Raw genomic sequence first — 16,908 nt, forward strand, 5'->3', positions numbered from 1 at the left:
TTCTCACCCTTTCATTTAGTTCAGTTCATCACCGCTCTGAAGGACATCCAGGATTACATAGCGGTCATGTTACTTACGCATACGCTGCCAAACATTAGCGGCCAGATCGATATATTTCACCCAATTTTTCCCGCCCTTTGCATTATCATTATATGTAGCTTGATAACTTTGCAGGGTCCGGTCTGTCGGTGTTGCAGGCGTTGTCTGTACTTTGGCTACCTCTGCACGTTTGTTCTGCTGTTCATGATTGTTGCGTTTGGTTTGAAATTTGGCAATCATGGTTGTGGATACCTGTTTGGCAGCCTCTGTCACCTCATTCAAAACCTCACCAAGATTTTGTACCGATTCCATTACCGGATCAATTTGCTTCATTTTGTGCTGTACATCAACAGTAATGTCGTTTGCATGCCTTACCGTCTGTTTGACTTCATAACTCAGTTCATCAATCGTCTTCTGAACTTCCTGAAGTGTCTTGGATACGTTGTCGAGCGAGCCTTGAGCAGATTTCAATGTACGAATCAAGAAGAAAACCAGCACTGCAAACGCCACTGCAATCAAGGCAACACTAATCTGATAGATCATAGAAGAACCTCGCTTTCTCATTTACATCGTTTTGTTATTGCTATAGTTACCCGAGCATTTCAAGTGCGAAACAAATTCGAATTGAACTTCAGCATATACTTAATTTGGAAAAAGCTCTTGTGTTTCAAGGTAAAAACCCTAGGTTAAAGAACAACTACAACACGGCGGCGACATGAACCCTATCGCACCGAATCTCAAAACGAAAGGATGAATCCTCATGTTGAAATGGTCTGTACTATTTCTGATTATTGCTCTTGTTGCAGGTATTTTCGGCTTTTTCGGTATTGTTGAGGCAGCGGCTTCCATCGCGAAAGTTCTCTTCTTCATCTTTGTGGTATTGTTCGTCATCTCCCTGATTACCGGACGCAGCCGAATGCGATGAATCAAGTTAATCTCGGCACGTATTTAACAAGATTACATACAAAAGCCTAACGCGCTTGCAAAAGCCGTTGGGCTTTTGTTATGCTCTCACCTTTTTGCATCAAACGACCCAGGCCAAAAGGTCCCCCACCTAATTATTATGTATTACACTCCTTTCGGGTCTATTCCATCCTTATTCCGCTCCAAACAGTTCCTTATATGTAGAAACAGGACTTTTCTTACATAGCCAACCCGGTTTTCTCCCACTCAAGTCTGATATTCACAAGATTTCCCTATACCCACATATGCTCCAGTTGACACTGGAGAATAAAAGAAAATATTGTTAAAATGTTGATTCATAAGTGAGCTTGCCTGGTTACTTTTAACACAGAACAACAAATTACATACCTAACCCGAGGAGGAAAACAAATGAAAAAAATCGTAAGTTTTGCCGCTGCTTTAACTTTGATGGGTTCGATGGCTGCTGCTGCCGGTGCTGAGGAAGCGGTTACTGGAACCGTGACTCCAGAAACAGGAACGGAGGCAACAACACCTGCTGAAACTACACCTGCGGTTGAAGTGAATAAACCGGTTGTAGAAACGGTTGAAGGCACAGCGGAGACTGTTACTGGTGCAACTTATGGAACGGATGAAGACAAAATCTTTGACGAGCCTGTTGTAAAACCGGGTGACGAAGTTCTTGTCCCTACAATGCTGCTCAACCTGCTGGAGCGTACATGGTTCTACGATGCACCTAACGGCAAACCAATCGGTGCACTGGGTGCCCAAGTTATTGATACAACAGGTGAAGTTGTAGACGGTTTCGATGGCGGCGAGTGGGTTCAAGTATACACTTGGAAAGGCAAAGCGTGGATCCACGTTGCCATTCAATAGTATCGTATAATCGTTCTAAACATAAGTAAAGAGGACAGCGCACATAGCGACTGTCCTCTTTTTTTTAACAAACGTTACCTGTCTTCTAAGACCTTTCACGAATGCTCTGCCAAATCTTCCATTCTCGGCTCTACGTGCACATGAACATGCATAATATTATGTGACCGCTTCAGCCGTTCCTCCACTTCATCGCAGATTTGATGACCTTCAATCAGACTAAGCCCGCCATCCACCTCAATCACTACATCCACAAGTACATGACTCCCATGTACACGGGCCTTGACGTCCTTGATCATTTCAACACCAGGAACCCGGGCAACAGATGATCTAAGATCCGTTAACTGTTCCTGATCGAATCCGTCCGTCAAGCGATGCGTGGAATCCCGAAATATTTCCCAGGCGGTTTTGCAAATCAAAAGCCCGACAGCAATCGCAGCTACCTTGTCCAACCACGGTATTCCGAATTGTGCACCCACAATCCCGACTGCGGCTCCGATACTTACCCAGGCATCTGAACGGTTGTCCTTGGCAGCTGCCATAAGGGCCTGATTGTTGATCTGTAATGCCAAACGATGATTATAGCGGTACACACCGAGCATAACCACTGCACAGATTCCAGCGACCGCTGCAGACCACAGATTAGGTGCTGCAAAGTCCCCTTCATACCACGAACGTATGGCTTCCACTAATACCTGAAGCCCAACCATGGCCATAATAAAGGAAGCAATTAAGGCAGCAACCGTTTCTGCTCTGAAATGGCCATATGCATGATCTGAATCGGGTGGTTTCTGGGAAATCCGAAGCCCGATCAATACAGCAACAGAAGCAACAATATCCGTAAGGTTATTAAAACCATCTGCCAGCAGGGCGCTGGAAGCGAATAAATATCCACAGATTAGCTTAAAGGCGGACAGGACCAGATAGGCCGCGATACTGACCCAGGCCCCTCGTTCCCCTTTACGTATTTCCTCATAGGCGTTCAAACCGGGCGACACTCCTTTTACGTTTCGTATTACGGTTTTTCCATGGTACCAAATGCCACCCGTGTGGGTCTATAGAAACAGTGTTGCCAGGTTGCATGGCTGTAGGGAAGCCGAAACAAAGTTGCCAAGCTGCATGGCTGTAGGTGTAGAGAAAAAATGTTGCGCCAGTCAAAAAGTCAAGGATCCCCGTTTATTATCAGGTTGCCCTTGTGGGGCTTTTGCAAAACGTATAAAATAAGTACATCCCGTCCAATCCGGACGGCTTACTGTAAGACCGGGAGGGAAATAATGATGAGCGAAAACACTGAACCGAAAAAAATCAGTTTGCAGGATGCCATACGCCAGAAACTGGCGCAAAAGAAACAACAGGCGAACTCCGGTAACCAATCCAGCGCCTATTTTGAAGGCGGACCAAAAGCGATGAAGAGTCAAAACAACAAAAAGCCTAACAATCAGCGTCGCCGTACGGGTGGATCCTAGAGATAGCTGGATCCGATCTATGCAAAAAGAACCGCAAGCTCCTTCAACAGGGCTTGCGGTTCTTTGTATTACTGGCGTTTTAACCCGATTGCCTTAATTAAGCTTCAACAGGGTACATTTTGTTACGCAGTTCTTTAATTTCGTCACTCTCCAGATATTCATCATAGCTCATTTGGCGATCGATAATGCCATTTGGCGTAATTTCGATAATCCGGTTTGCAATCGTTTGGATGAACTGATGGTCATGGGAAGTGAACAGCATGGTGCCGTCAAAGTCAATCATACCATTGTTCAGCGCGGTAATGGACTCGAGATCCAAGTGGTTCGTTGGTTCATCCAGAATCAGGGCGTTGGCACCTGTTTGCATCATTTTCGCCAGCATACAGCGAACTTTTTCTCCCCCGGAGAGAACACTAGCCTTTTTCAGGGATTCCTCGCCTGAGAAGAGCATACGACCCAGGAATCCACGAAGATACGTTTCGTCCTGATCTTTGGAGTACTGGCGCAGCCAGTCGACCAAAGTCATCTCTACACCGTCGAAGTATTTCGAGTTGTCTTTCGGGAAATAAGCCTGTGATGTCGTTACACCCCAAGTATATTCACCGCTATCCGCTTCCGTTTCGCCCATAAGGATGTCAAACAACAGCGATTTAGCATTACCGTTGGGTCCAACGAATGCAATTTTATCCCCTTTGTTCACCACAAAGCTGACATCATTCAGCATGTTCACACCATCAACCGACTTGCTAATACGATCCACGGTTAACAATTGTTTACCCGCTTCACGTTCAGGTTTGAAGTTGATGAATGGATATTTACGGTTTGATGGACGAAGATCATCCAGCGTAATTTTGTCGAGCTGCTTCTTACGCGAAGTCGCTTGCTTCGACTTGGAGGCATTCGCCGAGAAGCGTTGAATAAAGGCTTGCAGCTCTTTAATCTTCTCTTCTTTTTTCTTGTTGGCATCACGCTGCAAAGCAAGTGCCAATTGGCTGGACTCGTACCAGAAGTCATAGTTACCTACATACAGCTGGATTTTACCAAAGTCAATATCCGCAATGTGAGTACATACTTTGTTCAGGAAGTGACGGTCATGGGATACGACAATTACAGTACCTTCATAATCCATCAAGAAGTTCTCAAGCCATTGAATGGATTCGAGATCCAAGTGGTTGGTAGGCTCATCGAGCAGCAGGTTGTTTGGACGGCCAAACAATGCCTGTGCCAGCAAGACACGAACTTTCTCATTACCGCTCAGTTCTGTCATTTTCTTCTCATGCATGTCACGATCGATACCCAGACCGATCAGGAGTGCAGCTGCATCCGGCTCAGCATCCCAGCCGTTCAACTCGGCAAATTCACCTTCAAGCTCACCTGCGCGCAGACCATCTTCTTCTGTAAAGTCTGCTTTGGCATACAGCGCATCCTTCTCTTTCATGATGGAGTAGAGACGACTGTGACCCATAATTACGGTTTCGAGAACCGGGTACTCATCATATTCAAAGTGGTTTTGCTTCAAAACGGCCATACGTTCGCCCGGGGTGATGTGCACCTCTCCCGAGTTTGCTTCAATTTCACCGGACAAAATTTTCAAAAATGTTGATTTGCCGGCTCCGTTGGCGCCGATCAGGCCGTAACAGTTGCCTGGTGTGAATTTGATATTCACATCTTCAAAAAGTGCACGTTTTCCGTAGCGGAGCGTGATGCCGCTTGTACTAATCATTAAGCATACCATCCTTTATTTTAATAATCTGCATACTGCATTAATAGCAATCATGGATTCAATATCCCGTGCCTATTCTGGCACCATATTATAACACAAAAAAGCGGCAAATTCGAAAATTGGCCGCTTTTTACTCGTTAAAGTTTTGGTAAATGTGAAATTCATGCGGATATATCTTTACACTAACATATCTGGATCACTTTTTGTTAGTCCTTTCGATGATCCTCGTGACGAATACGCAGCGTCTCCCCATGTCCAAGTACCCGAATTCGCTCTTTTTTGATTCCAAGTCGTTCACGCTCGACTTCAAGCCGGTCCAGGGCTTCCTTGGGTGTATCGTCCGCGAGTTTGAACGTGCCATAATGCATTGGAACCATGAGTTGTGAACCGGACTCCACAAATCCTTGCAGCGCTTCCTCGGGCGTTACATGCTGGGATGTCATAAACCATTCCGGGTCATAGGCACCGATCGGCATTAAGGTGACACCAATGTCAAAGCGTTCTCCGATCGTTTTGAAGCCCTGGAAGTATCCTGTATCACCAACAAAATACAACACAGGCGGACCCCCTGGTTGCTGCGATGTTTGAGTTGTTTGCGATCCAGAGGATGCTTCCTTCTGCTCGCTTGCAGCCGCACTCTCCTCAGCGGAAGTTGTCAGTGCATGATTCTGCTCCAATACATACCCGCCCCAGTGTGACGTATTCGTATCAAATAACGTTCGGCGAGTCCAGTGCTGTGCAGGAACAAAAGTTATTTTGACACCGCCTAATACCATATGCTCCCACCACTTCATCTCATGGCAACGATGAAAACCTTTGCGTACCATTTTCCGTTTGAGCCCATCCGGTACGATGAGCAACGTTTTGGCGGTGACCAGCTTCCGCAATGATGCCAGATGTAAATGATCATAATGGGAATGGGAGATCAGGATAACATCCAGCGGTGGAATATCATGAATGGGAATACCAGGGGGACCCAGTCTCCGTTGAAATCCCATTTTTTCAGCCCACACGGGGTCAGTCACGATGTTCAGTCCATAATATTGAATAAAAAAAGTGGAGTGACCGATCCAGGTGATGGTCGTCTCATCCCGGTTGGCATGCAGATAATCCAACTCGGGTGGGTGCTTGGGCACGGTATACGAATAATCCTTCACCTTGCTCCGCCGCTGCTCCCTCCACTGCTTGAATTCCTTCAACGTTTTGTCCGTACTTACATTATCAATGTTGTTATAACGAATTTTCGGCATGAAAGGGCCCTCCTCCCTTCCTAATATCTTAACCCATCCTAAGCCTTTTTGAAAAAAAGAGCAGTGATTAATCTTTTGGGTTTTTGCACACAGCCAGATACACGAACAGAAACGCAATAGCGGCTATTATAATCAGCGGCGGAGCATACATGATCGTGAATTCCTCAAAAAAACTCAAACCCGTTATCCCCGGAATACCTGTTGCGCCTTCCAGATTCATGAGGTTCACCCTTTCTTTTTGCCCGAATGGCCACGGACATAATTCGCATCAAACAGGAACAGCTTCATAATCAGAATCAGTGATGGAATAAGCACCAGCAGACCGAGACTGAATGCGGTAATGAGTGCAATCCCCATCGTCCGGTTGGTGAAGCTGTCATAAATATTAATGTAGGGATACAGGATGTATGGCAGGTGTGACCGTCCGTATCCGTACCAGGCGAAGGCAAACTGCAGCATCACGGCGATAAAGCACCAACCAAGATACTTTCGTTTCCATACGAGAGAGACCGCAACAACAAAACAAATAAACGAGGCGATAAACATCCACGAGATATTGACCATTTGCTCAAAGTGCACCGGATTTTGTTTGTTAATTTGCAAAAAAGCCAGAAAACTGGCAAAGATCGTGGGCAAGCTCCACAGCAGAGCATACTCCCTCAGCACTTCAAATGCAGTCTCATCTTCTGCCCTCTTGGCATAATAGGAAAGGAACATCGCCGAAATATATAGCACACTTACGAGCGCAAGCAGCACGACCGACCATGTATAGGGATTCGTCAGGAATTCACCCCAGCGAAAAAACACCTGCTCTCCGACCTGCTCGATAATTCCGCCCTCGGATATCGCCAAAATGGTGGAGAATACAGCCGGAATCAGCAAACCCGTCGCCCCATATAAAGCCATGTAGATACGACTGTTTTTCCCATGATTGCCATAGGTGTTGTACGCATAATAGACACCCCGAATGGCCAGAAGCACAATGGCCAGGGAGCCGGGAACCAGCAGAGCTGTCCCATAATAAAAGGCGCTATCCGGATAGAACCCAACCAGCCCTACTACGAAGAAGATCAGAAACACATTCGTTACTTCCCACACGGGTGACAGATAGCGCTGAATAATGTTATGAATCTTGTTCTCATGTCCCGTCAACAAACTGTAGAAACTGAAAAATCCTGCTCCAAAATCGATGGAAGCCACAATCAGATAGCCAAACAAAAACGTCCATAGGATCGCGATGCCTGCAATTTCAAAGCTCAATGCACGATCCCTCCTTCCAGGCCAAGCGACTCCAGCTCTTTCTCTGCTTCCTTGTTACGAAACAGTTTGCTGAGCACGCGAATAGCAGAAAAACAAAGGACCAGGTAGAGCAGGGTGAACAGAACTAGCATCCAGCCTACAGATGTAGAGGTGGTTGCAGCTTCCGACACTTTCATATACCCCCGCAAAATCCAAGGCTGTCTGCCCACCTCGGCAAACATCCAGCCCAGCTCTATGGCGATCATGGCCAGCGGACCGAGGAAAACGATACCGAGCAGAAGCCACTTCGGATACGGCTTTCTTCCAGGAAGCCAGCGGCGGAACACATACAGGACAGGAATCAGCAGGATGATTACCCCTGTCGTTACCTTCAGATCGAACATGTAATGAATAGACAACGGCGGCCGAAGATCAGCGGGGTATTCTTCCAGTCCTTTTACTTCGGTGTCCAGTCGATTCCCTGCCAAAATGCTGAGCGCATAGGGAATCTCAATCGCATATTTCACCTCATTATTCTCGTCCAGAATTCCCCCATAAAGGAGTGGAGCCTCCTTCATGGTCTTGAAATGCCATTCTGCTGCCGCCAGCTTCTCTGGCTGGTATTTGGCCAAAAACTTGCCCGAGGAATCTCCGAGCATGACCGTGCTGACGGCAAATACAAGTGCACACACGGTGGTGAGTTTAAGTGCCTTTTTGTAATAGACATGGTCCCGGCCACGAAGCAGACTGAACGCAGCGATGCCTGCAAGGACGCCCGCACTCAGCGTATACGAGGAACCCAGCACGTGAGAAACCTTGGTTGGTGTGGCCGGATTAAGCATGGCAGCAATTGGATGAATGTCCTTCATGATCCCATTAATTAACGTAAACCCTTGAGGCTGGTTCATGAAGGAATTTACCGTTGTGATAAATATGGCCGAAGCCGATGATCCCAGTGCTACCGGAATGAGCAGCAGCATATGTGTATATTTCTTCTTGAACCGATTCCATGTATACAGATAAATCCCCAGAAAGATCGCCTCCACAAAAAAGGCGAACGTCTCCATAAACAAGGGCAGGGCTATAGCTTGGCCCGCTACCCGCATGAACATCGGCCAAAGCAGACTAAGCTGCAGACCGATGGAGGTTCCGGTAACAACACCCACGGCAACGGTAATAACAAACCCCCGTGCCCATCTGCGTGCCAGCAAGGTGTAGTGGATATCGTTTGTTCGTAACCCCCTCCACTCGGCTAGTGCAATCATTAGCGGAACGCCTACGCCGATGGAGGCAAATATAATGTGCACAGCCAAGGTAAGGCCAGTCAAAATCCGGCTGAGCAGAACAGGGTCCAGCGATGACATGAGTGACAACTCCTCTTCAACAGTAGTCTTTATGTACAGTTTTCTTGCACTTGCTTGTCCTATATCTCAATAACTCATGATACGGATGATACTCTTCACAACGGCATACAGTACGACAACTGCCGCGACCAGGCAGACAATAATGAGCGTTTTCTCCTGTTTGCGAAACATATACCTGCCATCCTCCTTTTGAAACGAATGCAAATTATGGCTCTATAGACAGTTTGCAAAAGATCATGTTTTTTTATCCTGAAAATTTAAAAAACAAAAAAGCCTTTATCCTTCAGCATATCGTTCACTGAAAAATAAAGGCTTGAGTATCTCACAGGAGATCCTCCTGCTTGGGCAATCGAATCTTGAATGTACTTCCTTTGTCAGATGCAGATATAAACGTAAGCGTACCATGATGGTCTTCCACAATTTTGCGTGAGATATACAGTCCCAGTCCGGTTCCCCCGATCTGCCTGTGGTCCGAGTTATCAACACGATAAAATTTGCTAAACAGCATGTCCTGCACGTTCTCTGGTATGCCTATTCCGTAATCACGCACATCGATGCATATCCATTTGTCTTCTTCCCACAGGGTAATGTCAATCCGGTCTGTTCCAGGCGAATACTTGACTGCATTGCCAACCAGGTTATGGAGGACCTGAACCATCCGGTTTTGGTCCGCATATGCAAAAAAGTCACCGTTAAAGGCGTGCACATAAATGCGCTGAACCGATTTGATATTCCATTGCTCGGCAACACCCTCCACCAATTCGAGCAGAGGTACATAGGTCATATGATAAGTCATGCCATCGTTGTCCAGACGCTGGATATCCAGTACATCATCAAGCAGACTGCTTAGCCGGCTCCCCTCCGACGAGATGGTTTCCATAAACTCCTGACGCTGTGAAGCGGGTAAATCATACATCATCATTAATTCTACATAACCCATAATCGTTGCTACAGGGGTCCGCAGCTCATGGGATACCACACTGATCAACTCATTTTTCATCCGGTTCAGCCGTTCTTCTTCCGTACGGTCACGGAACACTAGCAGGAACCCATGGTTTTTGCCGGGTACGTCCACTTGCTTGATATAGAGGGAAAACACACTTTTTTCCATGTTATTGAATATAAATTCGGTCTCCACGAAGGAACGTTCCCCGTGTAAAAATGCCCGCGTTTGTTCCATCAGATTGAAGTCATCCGTCAAGACAACCTTATCAATGGCTTGGGCAAATTCTTCAATGGATCTGCCCAAGAAGTCCCCTAGGCCGAACATCTCTTCAATCCTTCGGTTTACGATGGTAATTGTGCCGGAGCGATCTGACATGACAAGCCCTTCCCGGACCGACTCAATAAAGTGTTCACTAATATCACGCTGTTCCTGAATGGCAATCTTCTCATTAAACAGCTCTGTATTCAGTCTCTCCAGTGCAAGTGCATGGCGCACACGTTCTTCTTCTGCTCTTGTTTTATCGGTAATATCCTTGATGAAGAGGTTATATAGCGTTTCATTATTACCCAGTTGAATTTCCACAATTTTGTATTCAATGGGAAACACGGAACCGTCTCTGCGTATGCCTGAAATCTCCTCGACGTTTGCATGTCGCTTGCCTCGAATATATTCGAATCTCTCCAGCATTTCTTTGATTTCCATGCAACTCGCTCCCTGAAAAAGGGATGGTGCATCGGTCTCGAGGATGACCTCTTCCCGTTTCAATCCAAACATCCTTTCGGCTTCGGGATTGAACTCAATGATCAAGCCGTTGGAATCGACAGCAATAATGGCATCAATCGATGAATCAATGATGGCCCGTTTGATCTCCTCGCTATTTTTCAACGCCTTGGTTCGTGCACGGACCCTGTCCTCCAGTGTCAGCTTGTCCTGACGAATCTGCTCGAATTGCTCCAGAAGAACATCTGCCATCTTACGCAGATTGCCGATCAAAATTTGAACCTCGGTGACATGGCTTGTTGGCCAATCCATCTTGCCTTTTCGAAATAACAACCTCGGGAGCAAACCTGTCATCCGGGTAAGCCTGATCAGAGGACTTACAACCTTTCTGCTCAAAGGAGCGGCCACAACCATGGAAGTTACAAAAATGAGAAACAGGCTTTGAAGTGTGGTTAGATAAATGGATTCAATCCTGGGATAATATTTGGCCGAACTTGTCTCCACAAAGACACGGTAAGAAGTACCCGACTCCATATCTGCTTTATAAATAAATGATGCATGTTTCCAGTAGGTGAGCGCATCACTGTAATACGCATCTCCTGAACGGAAGAGCATGGAGGTTTCCCCTGGCTTCAGATAACGATATTTGTCCATATCGAGATAATCACCAACCTGAAGGGTATCCAGTCCAGAAGCAAGAACCCGATCATTGCGATTCAAAATGATGACATTCACATCTAAAAGATGATGATAACGCACCATGCTCTGCTGCATATTCTGAATCGTTAAATATCCCTCGTCCAAATCCTGAATCACTGCACTCGAAGCATGCTCGAGATTAAATACAATCGTCTCGTTAATTTGATTTAACTGTCTGCGGCTGTCCGCAGATAAAAGAGAAAGAGATACAACCACAACAAAAACGACTACATATTTAAAAGCAATTCTGCTCAGAGGGATCGTGCCTGTCCTCTTTGATTGCGGCTCGCCATTGGTAATCCAGAAGTCCACCACCAATCCAGCGATCAGTGCGTTAACCATGCTGATTACAGCGATATGCATATATGCATACTTTACATCGTCCAAATTCATGTTCAGGATGAAGTGACCATAACCTAACACAGGCAATAACATAACGACCCAGAATACGGCATTCGCCTTCATGATACTTCCATTTTTCCAGCGGATCTGCCACCCCAGCATCCAGATCAATTCAATGAAGTGAGCGCAAACCATATATATACCATGTGCAGTTGGCCCTGTATACAACAGGTGTAAAGCACTGATTGCAGTTATGGTAACAAATCCATAAATGCCACCGTGCAGACGAAGGGCAACAAGTGCTGCTGCACTGCCAAACATCAATTGGACGCCATAAAACAACGTTAGTGGATAGATGCTCCCTAGCGTTCCAAGCACAATCAGGATCACGGTACCAATCCAGGCCACCCGAAGCTTCTCTACGACCCATCCCAGCATTTGGGCTGCCTTTATCTTGAGCATGGGCTGAAGTCCTCTTGGTTCGTTTCTTTATTCGAGTTCAACAACAACGTTGGTTCCTCCTATAATCTAAAGCAATTCTGCCTACTTTTCTTCCCTCAACTCCCCCTGATACATTATACTGTAATTATCACAGGTTTTTTTGTTGGCAAAATTTGATTTATCGGCAAAATAGCAACAGCTATGGTAAAATACTGAAGTTATGCTTGAGTTTGTCCTCCCCTACATATACATCCTATATTTTGGAATATAAACATTAAAAAAATTGGTGTATTTCTACACAAATCACAGCTTTTTTTTCGTATTTTCTTAACAAATTTCTTTTCATCAGGAGTGTGACCTCAATGTCTATCAAAGTACTTCTTATAGAAGATGAGAAAAATCTGGCTGACATGATTGCTTTCTTTCTTGAGGAGGAAGGATACATAACAGAACGGGTTCATCATGCCCGTGAGGCACTTCAACTTTTCCCACGGTTCGGGCCGGATATTGTTGTGACTGACCTGATGCTGCCCGAAATGGATGGAAATGACCTGGTAGATGCATTTCGCCAGCATTCCACTGTACCCATTCTCATGATTTCGGCAAGCACGATGCTGAATGACCGACTCAGAGCATTGCATAATGGTGCTGACGACTTCCTGTGTAAGCCTTTTAGTCTCAGGGAGCTCGACGCACGAATCAAGGCACTGCTTCGCAGATCCACCATCGCCTATCCCGATAAACCAGCAAAAGAGGATAAGCCGTCTGAAGATACGGGGCATGTGAGTGTAAATGAATATAGACGGACCCTTTTTGTGAATGGAGTGGAGATCGAGGTCACTCATATTGAATTTGAGATTATGAAGGAATTGTACAAAAATCCTGGGAAAGTATTTACCCGTAATGAACTCATGGATCGAATCAAAGGTTCGGAGCGAGCCTATTTGGATCGTACCATTGATGTACACATCTCCAGCTTGCGAAAAAAAATTGAACCTGATCCCAAAAATCCCCGCTATATCAAAACCGTCTGGGGAACAGGCTATAAGTATGTGATCTGAACTAAGTAAGCCTTTCTAATGGCCATGCCCTCTCCGTGTGAATTTTTGAATTGACATGGCGGAGGGCATGGCCTCTTCATGATTCTGCAGCGTGGAGTGCAGCCACTCCTGTATGTCCAACATGAGTTGATGTGGTTCACGTTCATTCCACAGAATCATCTTGATGACGCCATTACCCGTGACCTGCTGCAAATGCTGTCTGCGAATTAACGATTGAAAATCCGTTATGACCAGCAGAGGAATCTGCGGCAAAAAGGCCCGGATTGCATTGGATGCAGAGATTGCTTGGCCGGCATCCATGTAATCGATAATACAGTAACGTGATTTTTCCCAAGTGGATAACAGGCGTTTCTTCTCGTTTTGTTCATTGTCCCGGTTGGACACTTCCTGCCCTTCTATCATCCACTGATTGAACATTTCAATAATATTCTCATAAGCAATACCGCGGTTTCCGTCCGAAAGTACTGTTATACGTTCCATAGCTGTTACCTCCAGTTGATTCATTCTATTTATTGTGCCAATCTTCATTTAAAAATGTTTGTGAGTGAACATGAAAGAAGTGTTAACTATCTTAGTACTTCTCACACAACTATGTAAGGTTCATCAACCATTTCGCAGTTTGGGCCCATTCATGTAAAATAGGAGTATACCCGTACTATCACGGGAACTTTAATGTTGAATCCGGTACAGGAGGTTATGAACCGATGAATATTGTTTCAATTGAACCAACGCCCAGTCCCAATACAATGATGCTTCACCTCGATGAACGGCTGGAGGACGGGATCCGCAAAACATACACGCTGGACAATGAACGGTCTGCTCCTGCGTTTATCCGCCAGATGCTGCACATTCCTGGCGTTAAAAGTGTATTTCATACCACTGACTTCGTTGCGCTGGACCGTAAGGGTAATGCCGACTGGTCTGTCATTCTGGGAGAAGTTCAGAGCCGTCTGGGACAACAAGGAATTGACCTGGACTGGATTGAATCCGAAGACACATCAGGCGAGCACTTTGGTGAAGCACAGGTTTTCGTTCAGTTTTTCCGTGGTGTACCCATGCAGATTCGGGTCAAGGCCGGTGCCAAAGAGGAACGGATCTCCCTATCCGATCGATTCGTTAAAGCTGTTACTGAAGTGGCCAGCGCAACCCTGATCAAGGAACGCAAATTAAGTGATTATGGTGTGCGTTATGGTGAGCTGCCGGATATTGCCCGCGAGGTTGAGCAGGAACTGGAAGCCGCTTATCCGCCGGAACGTCTGAAGCAAGTCATCGAACAGGCTATTGCGCATGGTACCAAAACGGAAGAGTTTGTGGAACGGCGTCGTCAGCTGGAAGGTGCCGAACTGGAAGAAGCGCTGAACAGTGAGGATTGGAACGTGCGTTACGCGGCCTTTGACGGCATGGAACCCACAGAAGAACGACTGCCGCTTGTAGCTCGTGCCCTCCATGACAGCAAGATGCAAATACGCCGGTTGGCCGTTGTTTATCTTGGTGACATTCGGACGCCGGAAGCCATGGAATTACTGTATGAAGCACTCAAGGACAGCTCCCCCGCCGTACGTCGTACCGCTGGAGATACATTGTCCGACATCGGCGACCCGGCTGCAACCGCTGCGATGACAGCAACACTTACCGACAGCAGCAAACTGGTACGCTGGCGTGCAGCGCGTTTCTTATACGAAGTGGGAACCGAAGAAGCGGAACAGGCTCTGCGGAAGGCAGCCGATGATCCCGAGTTTGAGGTCAGCCTCCAGGCCAAGATGGCACTCGAGCGAATTGAATCCGGTGAACAGGCTGCTGGTACGGTGTGGCAGCAAATGGCTGGACGCAACAAAAAGACGGAATAATCCTCATTCCGGTGAACATCCAACTTTTGTTATTGCATGATGAAACCAGGAAAGGTATACTGAATGTCTGTTTGAGCAACAGAACATGGCATGTAACGTTCTGCTATTCAATAATTTCATAGACAATAGATACACCTCATCCACGATGATGAGGTAGAGGTCGCGGGTGCGATCAGTAAGCTGAAGGAGGCGCTAAGGAGCCGCTCATGAGATCAGCCGAAAGGTGCACCCGCCGAAGCCTGCTGGACGGTTCCTTACGTTGTCCAGTACGGTTGGGGCTGCTGCCGAAAGGTACAGAACTGTCACAGAGATACAAACCAGCCAGCTTGGATGGTATGAATTCTTCTGTGTTGAGCTATCTTATAACATCTGGGACAGGTGCGGACAATGGATATAAAGACCGCGGGCTGATGCCTGCGGTCTTTTGTGCGTATAGCCTCATTGATCCATATCATCAGTACGCTGAGTAAAGGAGTGTTTTCATTGCAAGACCGCAACAAACAAACAACAACAAAAGACGGTTCTCTGAAAAAAGGATTGCGTGCACGGCATATGACGATGATTGCCCTCGGTGGCTCCATCGGTACAGGATTGTTCCTCGCAAGCGGCACCGCCATCTCCACAGCCGGTCCGGGTGGCGCACTGATTGCATATGCTGCCGTAGGCATCATGGTTTATTTTCTGATGACAAGCCTTGGAGAACTGGCTACTTTTATGCCTGACTCCGGCTCGTTCAATACGTATGCTGCACGTTTCGTCGATCCTGCACTTGGCTTCGCCATGGGCTGGAATTTCTGGTACAACTGGGCGGTTACCATTGCTGCCGAGCTGGCCGCCGCTACGGTACTCATCAAATACTGGTTCCCTGACAGCTCATCCATGTTATGGAGCCTGCTGTTTCTCGTCTTAATCTTTGCTCTGAATGTATTATCCGTTAAAGGTTATGGAGAGTCCGAGTACTGGTTCGCCATTATCAAGGTCGCTACCGTCATTATCTTCCTTACAGTGGGTGTGCTTATGATCTTCGGTATCATGGGCGGAGAAGCAGTCGGTTTCAGCAACTTTACTGTAGGCGATGCACCGATCCATGGCGGATTCTTCGCTGTGCTTGGTGTATTCATGGCTGCCGGGTTCTCGTTCCAGGGAACCGAGCTGATTGGTGTAGCAGCCGGTGAGAGTGAAAATCCGCGTGAGAATGTACCTCGTGCCATTCGGCAGGTATTCTGGCGGATCCTGATCTTCTACATTTTGGCGATCACCGTAATCAGTCTGATCATTCCGTATACTCATCCAAACCTGCTTAAGGGTGATCTGGAAAACATCGGTGTCAGTCCGTTTACGCTCGTATTTGAAAAAGCCGGGCTCGCCATTGCAGCTTCCGTCATGAATGCTGTCATTCTGACCTCTGTGCTGTCTGCCGGGAACTCCGGCATGTACGCTTCAAGCCGGGTCCTCTATGCTCTTGCCCGTGATGGCAAGGCACCGCGCTTCCTTGGACGATTGAATAAAAAAGGGATTCCGATGAATGCCCTGCTTGTAACCACAGCTGTCGGCATGCTGGCGTTCCTCGCCTCCCTGTTCGGTGACGGTATTGTGTATACCTGGCTGCTGAATGCATCCGGCATGTGCGGCTTTATTACTTGGCTCGGAATAGCAATCAGCCACTATCGCTTCCGTCGTGCTTACGTTGCTCAAGGCAGGGATTTGAAAGATCTGCCCTATCGCGCACGCTGGTTCCCATTCGGACCGATTTTCGCCTTTGTACTCTGTATCATCGTCATTATCGGTCAGAACTATCAGGCGTTTACGGGTGACCAAATTGATTGGAGCGGAGCGCTCGTAGCTTACCTGAGTGTACCTTTATTCCTGATCCTCTGGTTGGGTTATAAATGGATCAAGAAAACCAAGGTGGTTCCCCTGCAGGAATGTGACTTCACAACTTCTGCCGAATAGCTTTTTCCAATCGGCAAATGCAAG

Annotated in this window: 15 protein-coding genes and 1 riboswitch; of the genes, 6 read left to right on the forward strand and 9 right to left on the reverse strand. The window is 46.8% G+C overall.

Annotated elements, in window-relative coordinates:
* Positions 1 to 69: 69 nt before the first annotated feature.
* On the reverse strand, positions 70 to 582 hold the full coding sequence (locus AB3N00_RS26555) for a DUF948 domain-containing protein (protein ID WP_413037254.1): 513 nt from the start codon (positions 580 to 582) through the stop codon (positions 70 to 72).
* Positions 583 to 799: 217 nt separating this feature from the next.
* Here AB3N00_RS26555 and AB3N00_RS26560 point away from each other — a divergent pair, with 217 nt between their 5' ends.
* Together AB3N00_RS26560 and AB3N00_RS26565 are read left to right on the forward strand one after the other, a co-directional pair.
* Entirely contained in the window at positions 800 to 964 is a 165-nt protein-coding gene (locus AB3N00_RS26560) for a DUF1328 domain-containing protein (protein ID WP_017692264.1), read from the forward strand.
* A gap of 407 nt (positions 965 to 1,371) precedes the next feature.
* Positions 1,372 to 1,836, forward strand: a complete 465-nt coding sequence (locus AB3N00_RS26565) for a hypothetical protein (protein ID WP_413037255.1) — start codon at positions 1,372 to 1,374, stop codon at positions 1,834 to 1,836.
* A 95-nt stretch (positions 1,837 to 1,931) separates the two neighbouring features.
* Here AB3N00_RS26565 and AB3N00_RS26570 read toward each other — a convergent pair whose 3' ends face one another.
* Entirely contained in the window at positions 1,932 to 2,819 is an 888-nt protein-coding gene (locus AB3N00_RS26570; protein WP_413037256.1) for a cation diffusion facilitator family transporter, read from the reverse strand.
* A 291-nt stretch (positions 2,820 to 3,110) separates the two neighbouring features.
* On the opposite strand from AB3N00_RS26570, the gene AB3N00_RS26575 reads away from it, so the two are divergent.
* The gene (locus AB3N00_RS26575) at positions 3,111 to 3,299 is read left to right on the forward strand and encodes a hypothetical protein (protein ID WP_095292429.1); all 189 of its coding nucleotides are present in this window, start codon (positions 3,111 to 3,113) and stop codon (positions 3,297 to 3,299) included.
* Between the two features lie 97 nt (positions 3,300 to 3,396).
* Here the strand turns inward: AB3N00_RS26575 and AB3N00_RS26580 are convergent, their stop codons facing one another.
* The 6 genes from AB3N00_RS26580 to AB3N00_RS26605 all read right to left on the reverse strand — a co-directional run bounded on the left by AB3N00_RS26580 (position 3,397) and on the right by AB3N00_RS26605 (position 12,044).
* On the reverse strand, positions 3,397 to 5,022 hold the full coding sequence (locus AB3N00_RS26580; RefSeq protein ID WP_413037257.1) for an ABC-F family ATP-binding cassette domain-containing protein: 1,626 nt from the start codon (positions 5,020 to 5,022) through the stop codon (positions 3,397 to 3,399).
* Between the two features lie 206 nt (positions 5,023 to 5,228).
* Complete coding sequence (locus tag AB3N00_RS26585; protein WP_413037258.1) at positions 5,229 to 6,272, reverse strand: MBL fold metallo-hydrolase; 1,044 nt, start codon at positions 6,270 to 6,272, stop codon at positions 5,229 to 5,231.
* 67 nt (positions 6,273 to 6,339) lie between these two features.
* Entirely contained in the window at positions 6,340 to 6,492 is a 153-nt protein-coding gene (gene cydS / locus AB3N00_RS26590) for a cytochrome bd oxidase small subunit CydS (RefSeq protein ID WP_413037259.1), read from the reverse strand.
* Between the two features lie 5 nt (positions 6,493 to 6,497).
* Positions 6,498 to 7,532 (reverse strand): cytochrome d ubiquinol oxidase subunit II, encoded by a 1,035-nt coding sequence (locus AB3N00_RS26595; RefSeq protein WP_413037260.1) that lies wholly within the window; start codon positions 7,530 to 7,532, stop codon positions 6,498 to 6,500.
* The gene (locus AB3N00_RS26600) at positions 7,529 to 8,875 is read right to left on the reverse strand and encodes a cytochrome ubiquinol oxidase subunit I (RefSeq protein WP_413037261.1); all 1,347 of its coding nucleotides are present in this window, start codon (positions 8,873 to 8,875) and stop codon (positions 7,529 to 7,531) included. The genes AB3N00_RS26595 and AB3N00_RS26600 overlap by 4 nt, the downstream gene beginning before the upstream one ends.
* Before the next feature lie 322 nt (positions 8,876 to 9,197).
* Complete coding sequence (locus tag AB3N00_RS26605; protein ID WP_413037262.1) at positions 9,198 to 12,044, reverse strand: ATP-binding protein; 2,847 nt, start codon at positions 12,042 to 12,044, stop codon at positions 9,198 to 9,200.
* Positions 12,045 to 12,385: 341 nt separating this feature from the next.
* Between AB3N00_RS26605 and AB3N00_RS26610 the strand changes: the two genes are divergently transcribed.
* On the forward strand, positions 12,386 to 13,084 hold the full coding sequence (locus AB3N00_RS26610; protein WP_413037263.1) for a response regulator transcription factor: 699 nt from the start codon (positions 12,386 to 12,388) through the stop codon (positions 13,082 to 13,084).
* Between the two features lie 15 nt (positions 13,085 to 13,099).
* Here AB3N00_RS26610 and AB3N00_RS26615 read toward each other — a convergent pair whose 3' ends face one another.
* On the reverse strand, positions 13,100 to 13,564 hold the full coding sequence (locus AB3N00_RS26615; protein WP_413037264.1) for a hypothetical protein: 465 nt from the start codon (positions 13,562 to 13,564) through the stop codon (positions 13,100 to 13,102).
* Between the two features lie 224 nt (positions 13,565 to 13,788).
* Between AB3N00_RS26615 and AB3N00_RS26620 the strand changes: the two genes are divergently transcribed.
* Both AB3N00_RS26620 and AB3N00_RS26625 read left to right on the forward strand, forming a co-directional pair.
* Positions 13,789 to 14,931: a virulence factor gene (locus AB3N00_RS26620; RefSeq protein ID WP_413037265.1), complete on the forward strand. Its 1,143-nt coding sequence runs from the start codon at positions 13,789 to 13,791 to the stop codon at positions 14,929 to 14,931.
* Between the two features lie 146 nt (positions 14,932 to 15,077).
* Positions 15,078 to 15,297: riboswitch (Lysine riboswitch) on the forward strand.
* A gap of 117 nt (positions 15,298 to 15,414) precedes the next feature.
* A complete protein-coding gene (locus AB3N00_RS26625) occupies positions 15,415 to 16,884 on the forward strand; it encodes an amino acid permease (protein WP_413037266.1) in 1,470 nt (489 codons plus the stop codon).
* The last annotated feature ends 24 nt before the right edge of the window (positions 16,885 to 16,908 follow it).

Source organism: Paenibacillus xylanilyticus, assembly GCF_047246825.1.
Classification (GTDB): domain Bacteria; phylum Bacillota; class Bacilli; order Paenibacillales; family Paenibacillaceae; genus Paenibacillus; species Paenibacillus xylanilyticus_B.

Coding starts and splice junctions, on each gene's coding strand:
- AB3N00_RS26615 (WP_413037264.1), bottom strand. CDS start 13,564: ATGGAACGTATAACAGTACTTTCGGACGGAAACCGCGGTATTGCTTAT.
- AB3N00_RS26565 (WP_413037255.1), top strand. CDS start 1,372: ATGAAAAAAATCGTAAGTTTTGCCGCTGCTTTAACTTTGATGGGTTCG.
- AB3N00_RS26585 (WP_413037258.1), bottom strand. CDS start 6,272: ATGCCGAAAATTCGTTATAACAACATTGATAATGTAAGTACGGACAAA.
- AB3N00_RS26555 (WP_413037254.1), bottom strand. CDS start 582: ATGATCTATCAGATTAGTGTTGCCTTGATTGCAGTGGCGTTTGCAGTG.
- AB3N00_RS26605 (WP_413037262.1), bottom strand. CDS start 12,044: ATGCTCAAGATAAAGGCAGCCCAAATGCTGGGATGGGTCGTAGAGAAG.
- AB3N00_RS26560 (WP_017692264.1), top strand. CDS start 800: ATGTTGAAATGGTCTGTACTATTTCTGATTATTGCTCTTGTTGCAGGT.
- AB3N00_RS26580 (WP_413037257.1), bottom strand. CDS start 5,022: ATGATTAGTACAAGCGGCATCACGCTCCGCTACGGAAAACGTGCACTT.
- AB3N00_RS26620 (WP_413037265.1), top strand. CDS start 13,789: ATGAATATTGTTTCAATTGAACCAACGCCCAGTCCCAATACAATGATG.
- AB3N00_RS26600 (WP_413037261.1), bottom strand. CDS start 8,875: ATGTCATCGCTGGACCCTGTTCTGCTCAGCCGGATTTTGACTGGCCTT.
- AB3N00_RS26575 (WP_095292429.1), top strand. CDS start 3,111: ATGAGCGAAAACACTGAACCGAAAAAAATCAGTTTGCAGGATGCCATA.
- cydS (WP_413037259.1), bottom strand. CDS start 6,492: ATGAATCTGGAAGGCGCAACAGGTATTCCGGGGATAACGGGTTTGAGT.
- AB3N00_RS26610 (WP_413037263.1), top strand. CDS start 12,386: ATGTCTATCAAAGTACTTCTTATAGAAGATGAGAAAAATCTGGCTGAC.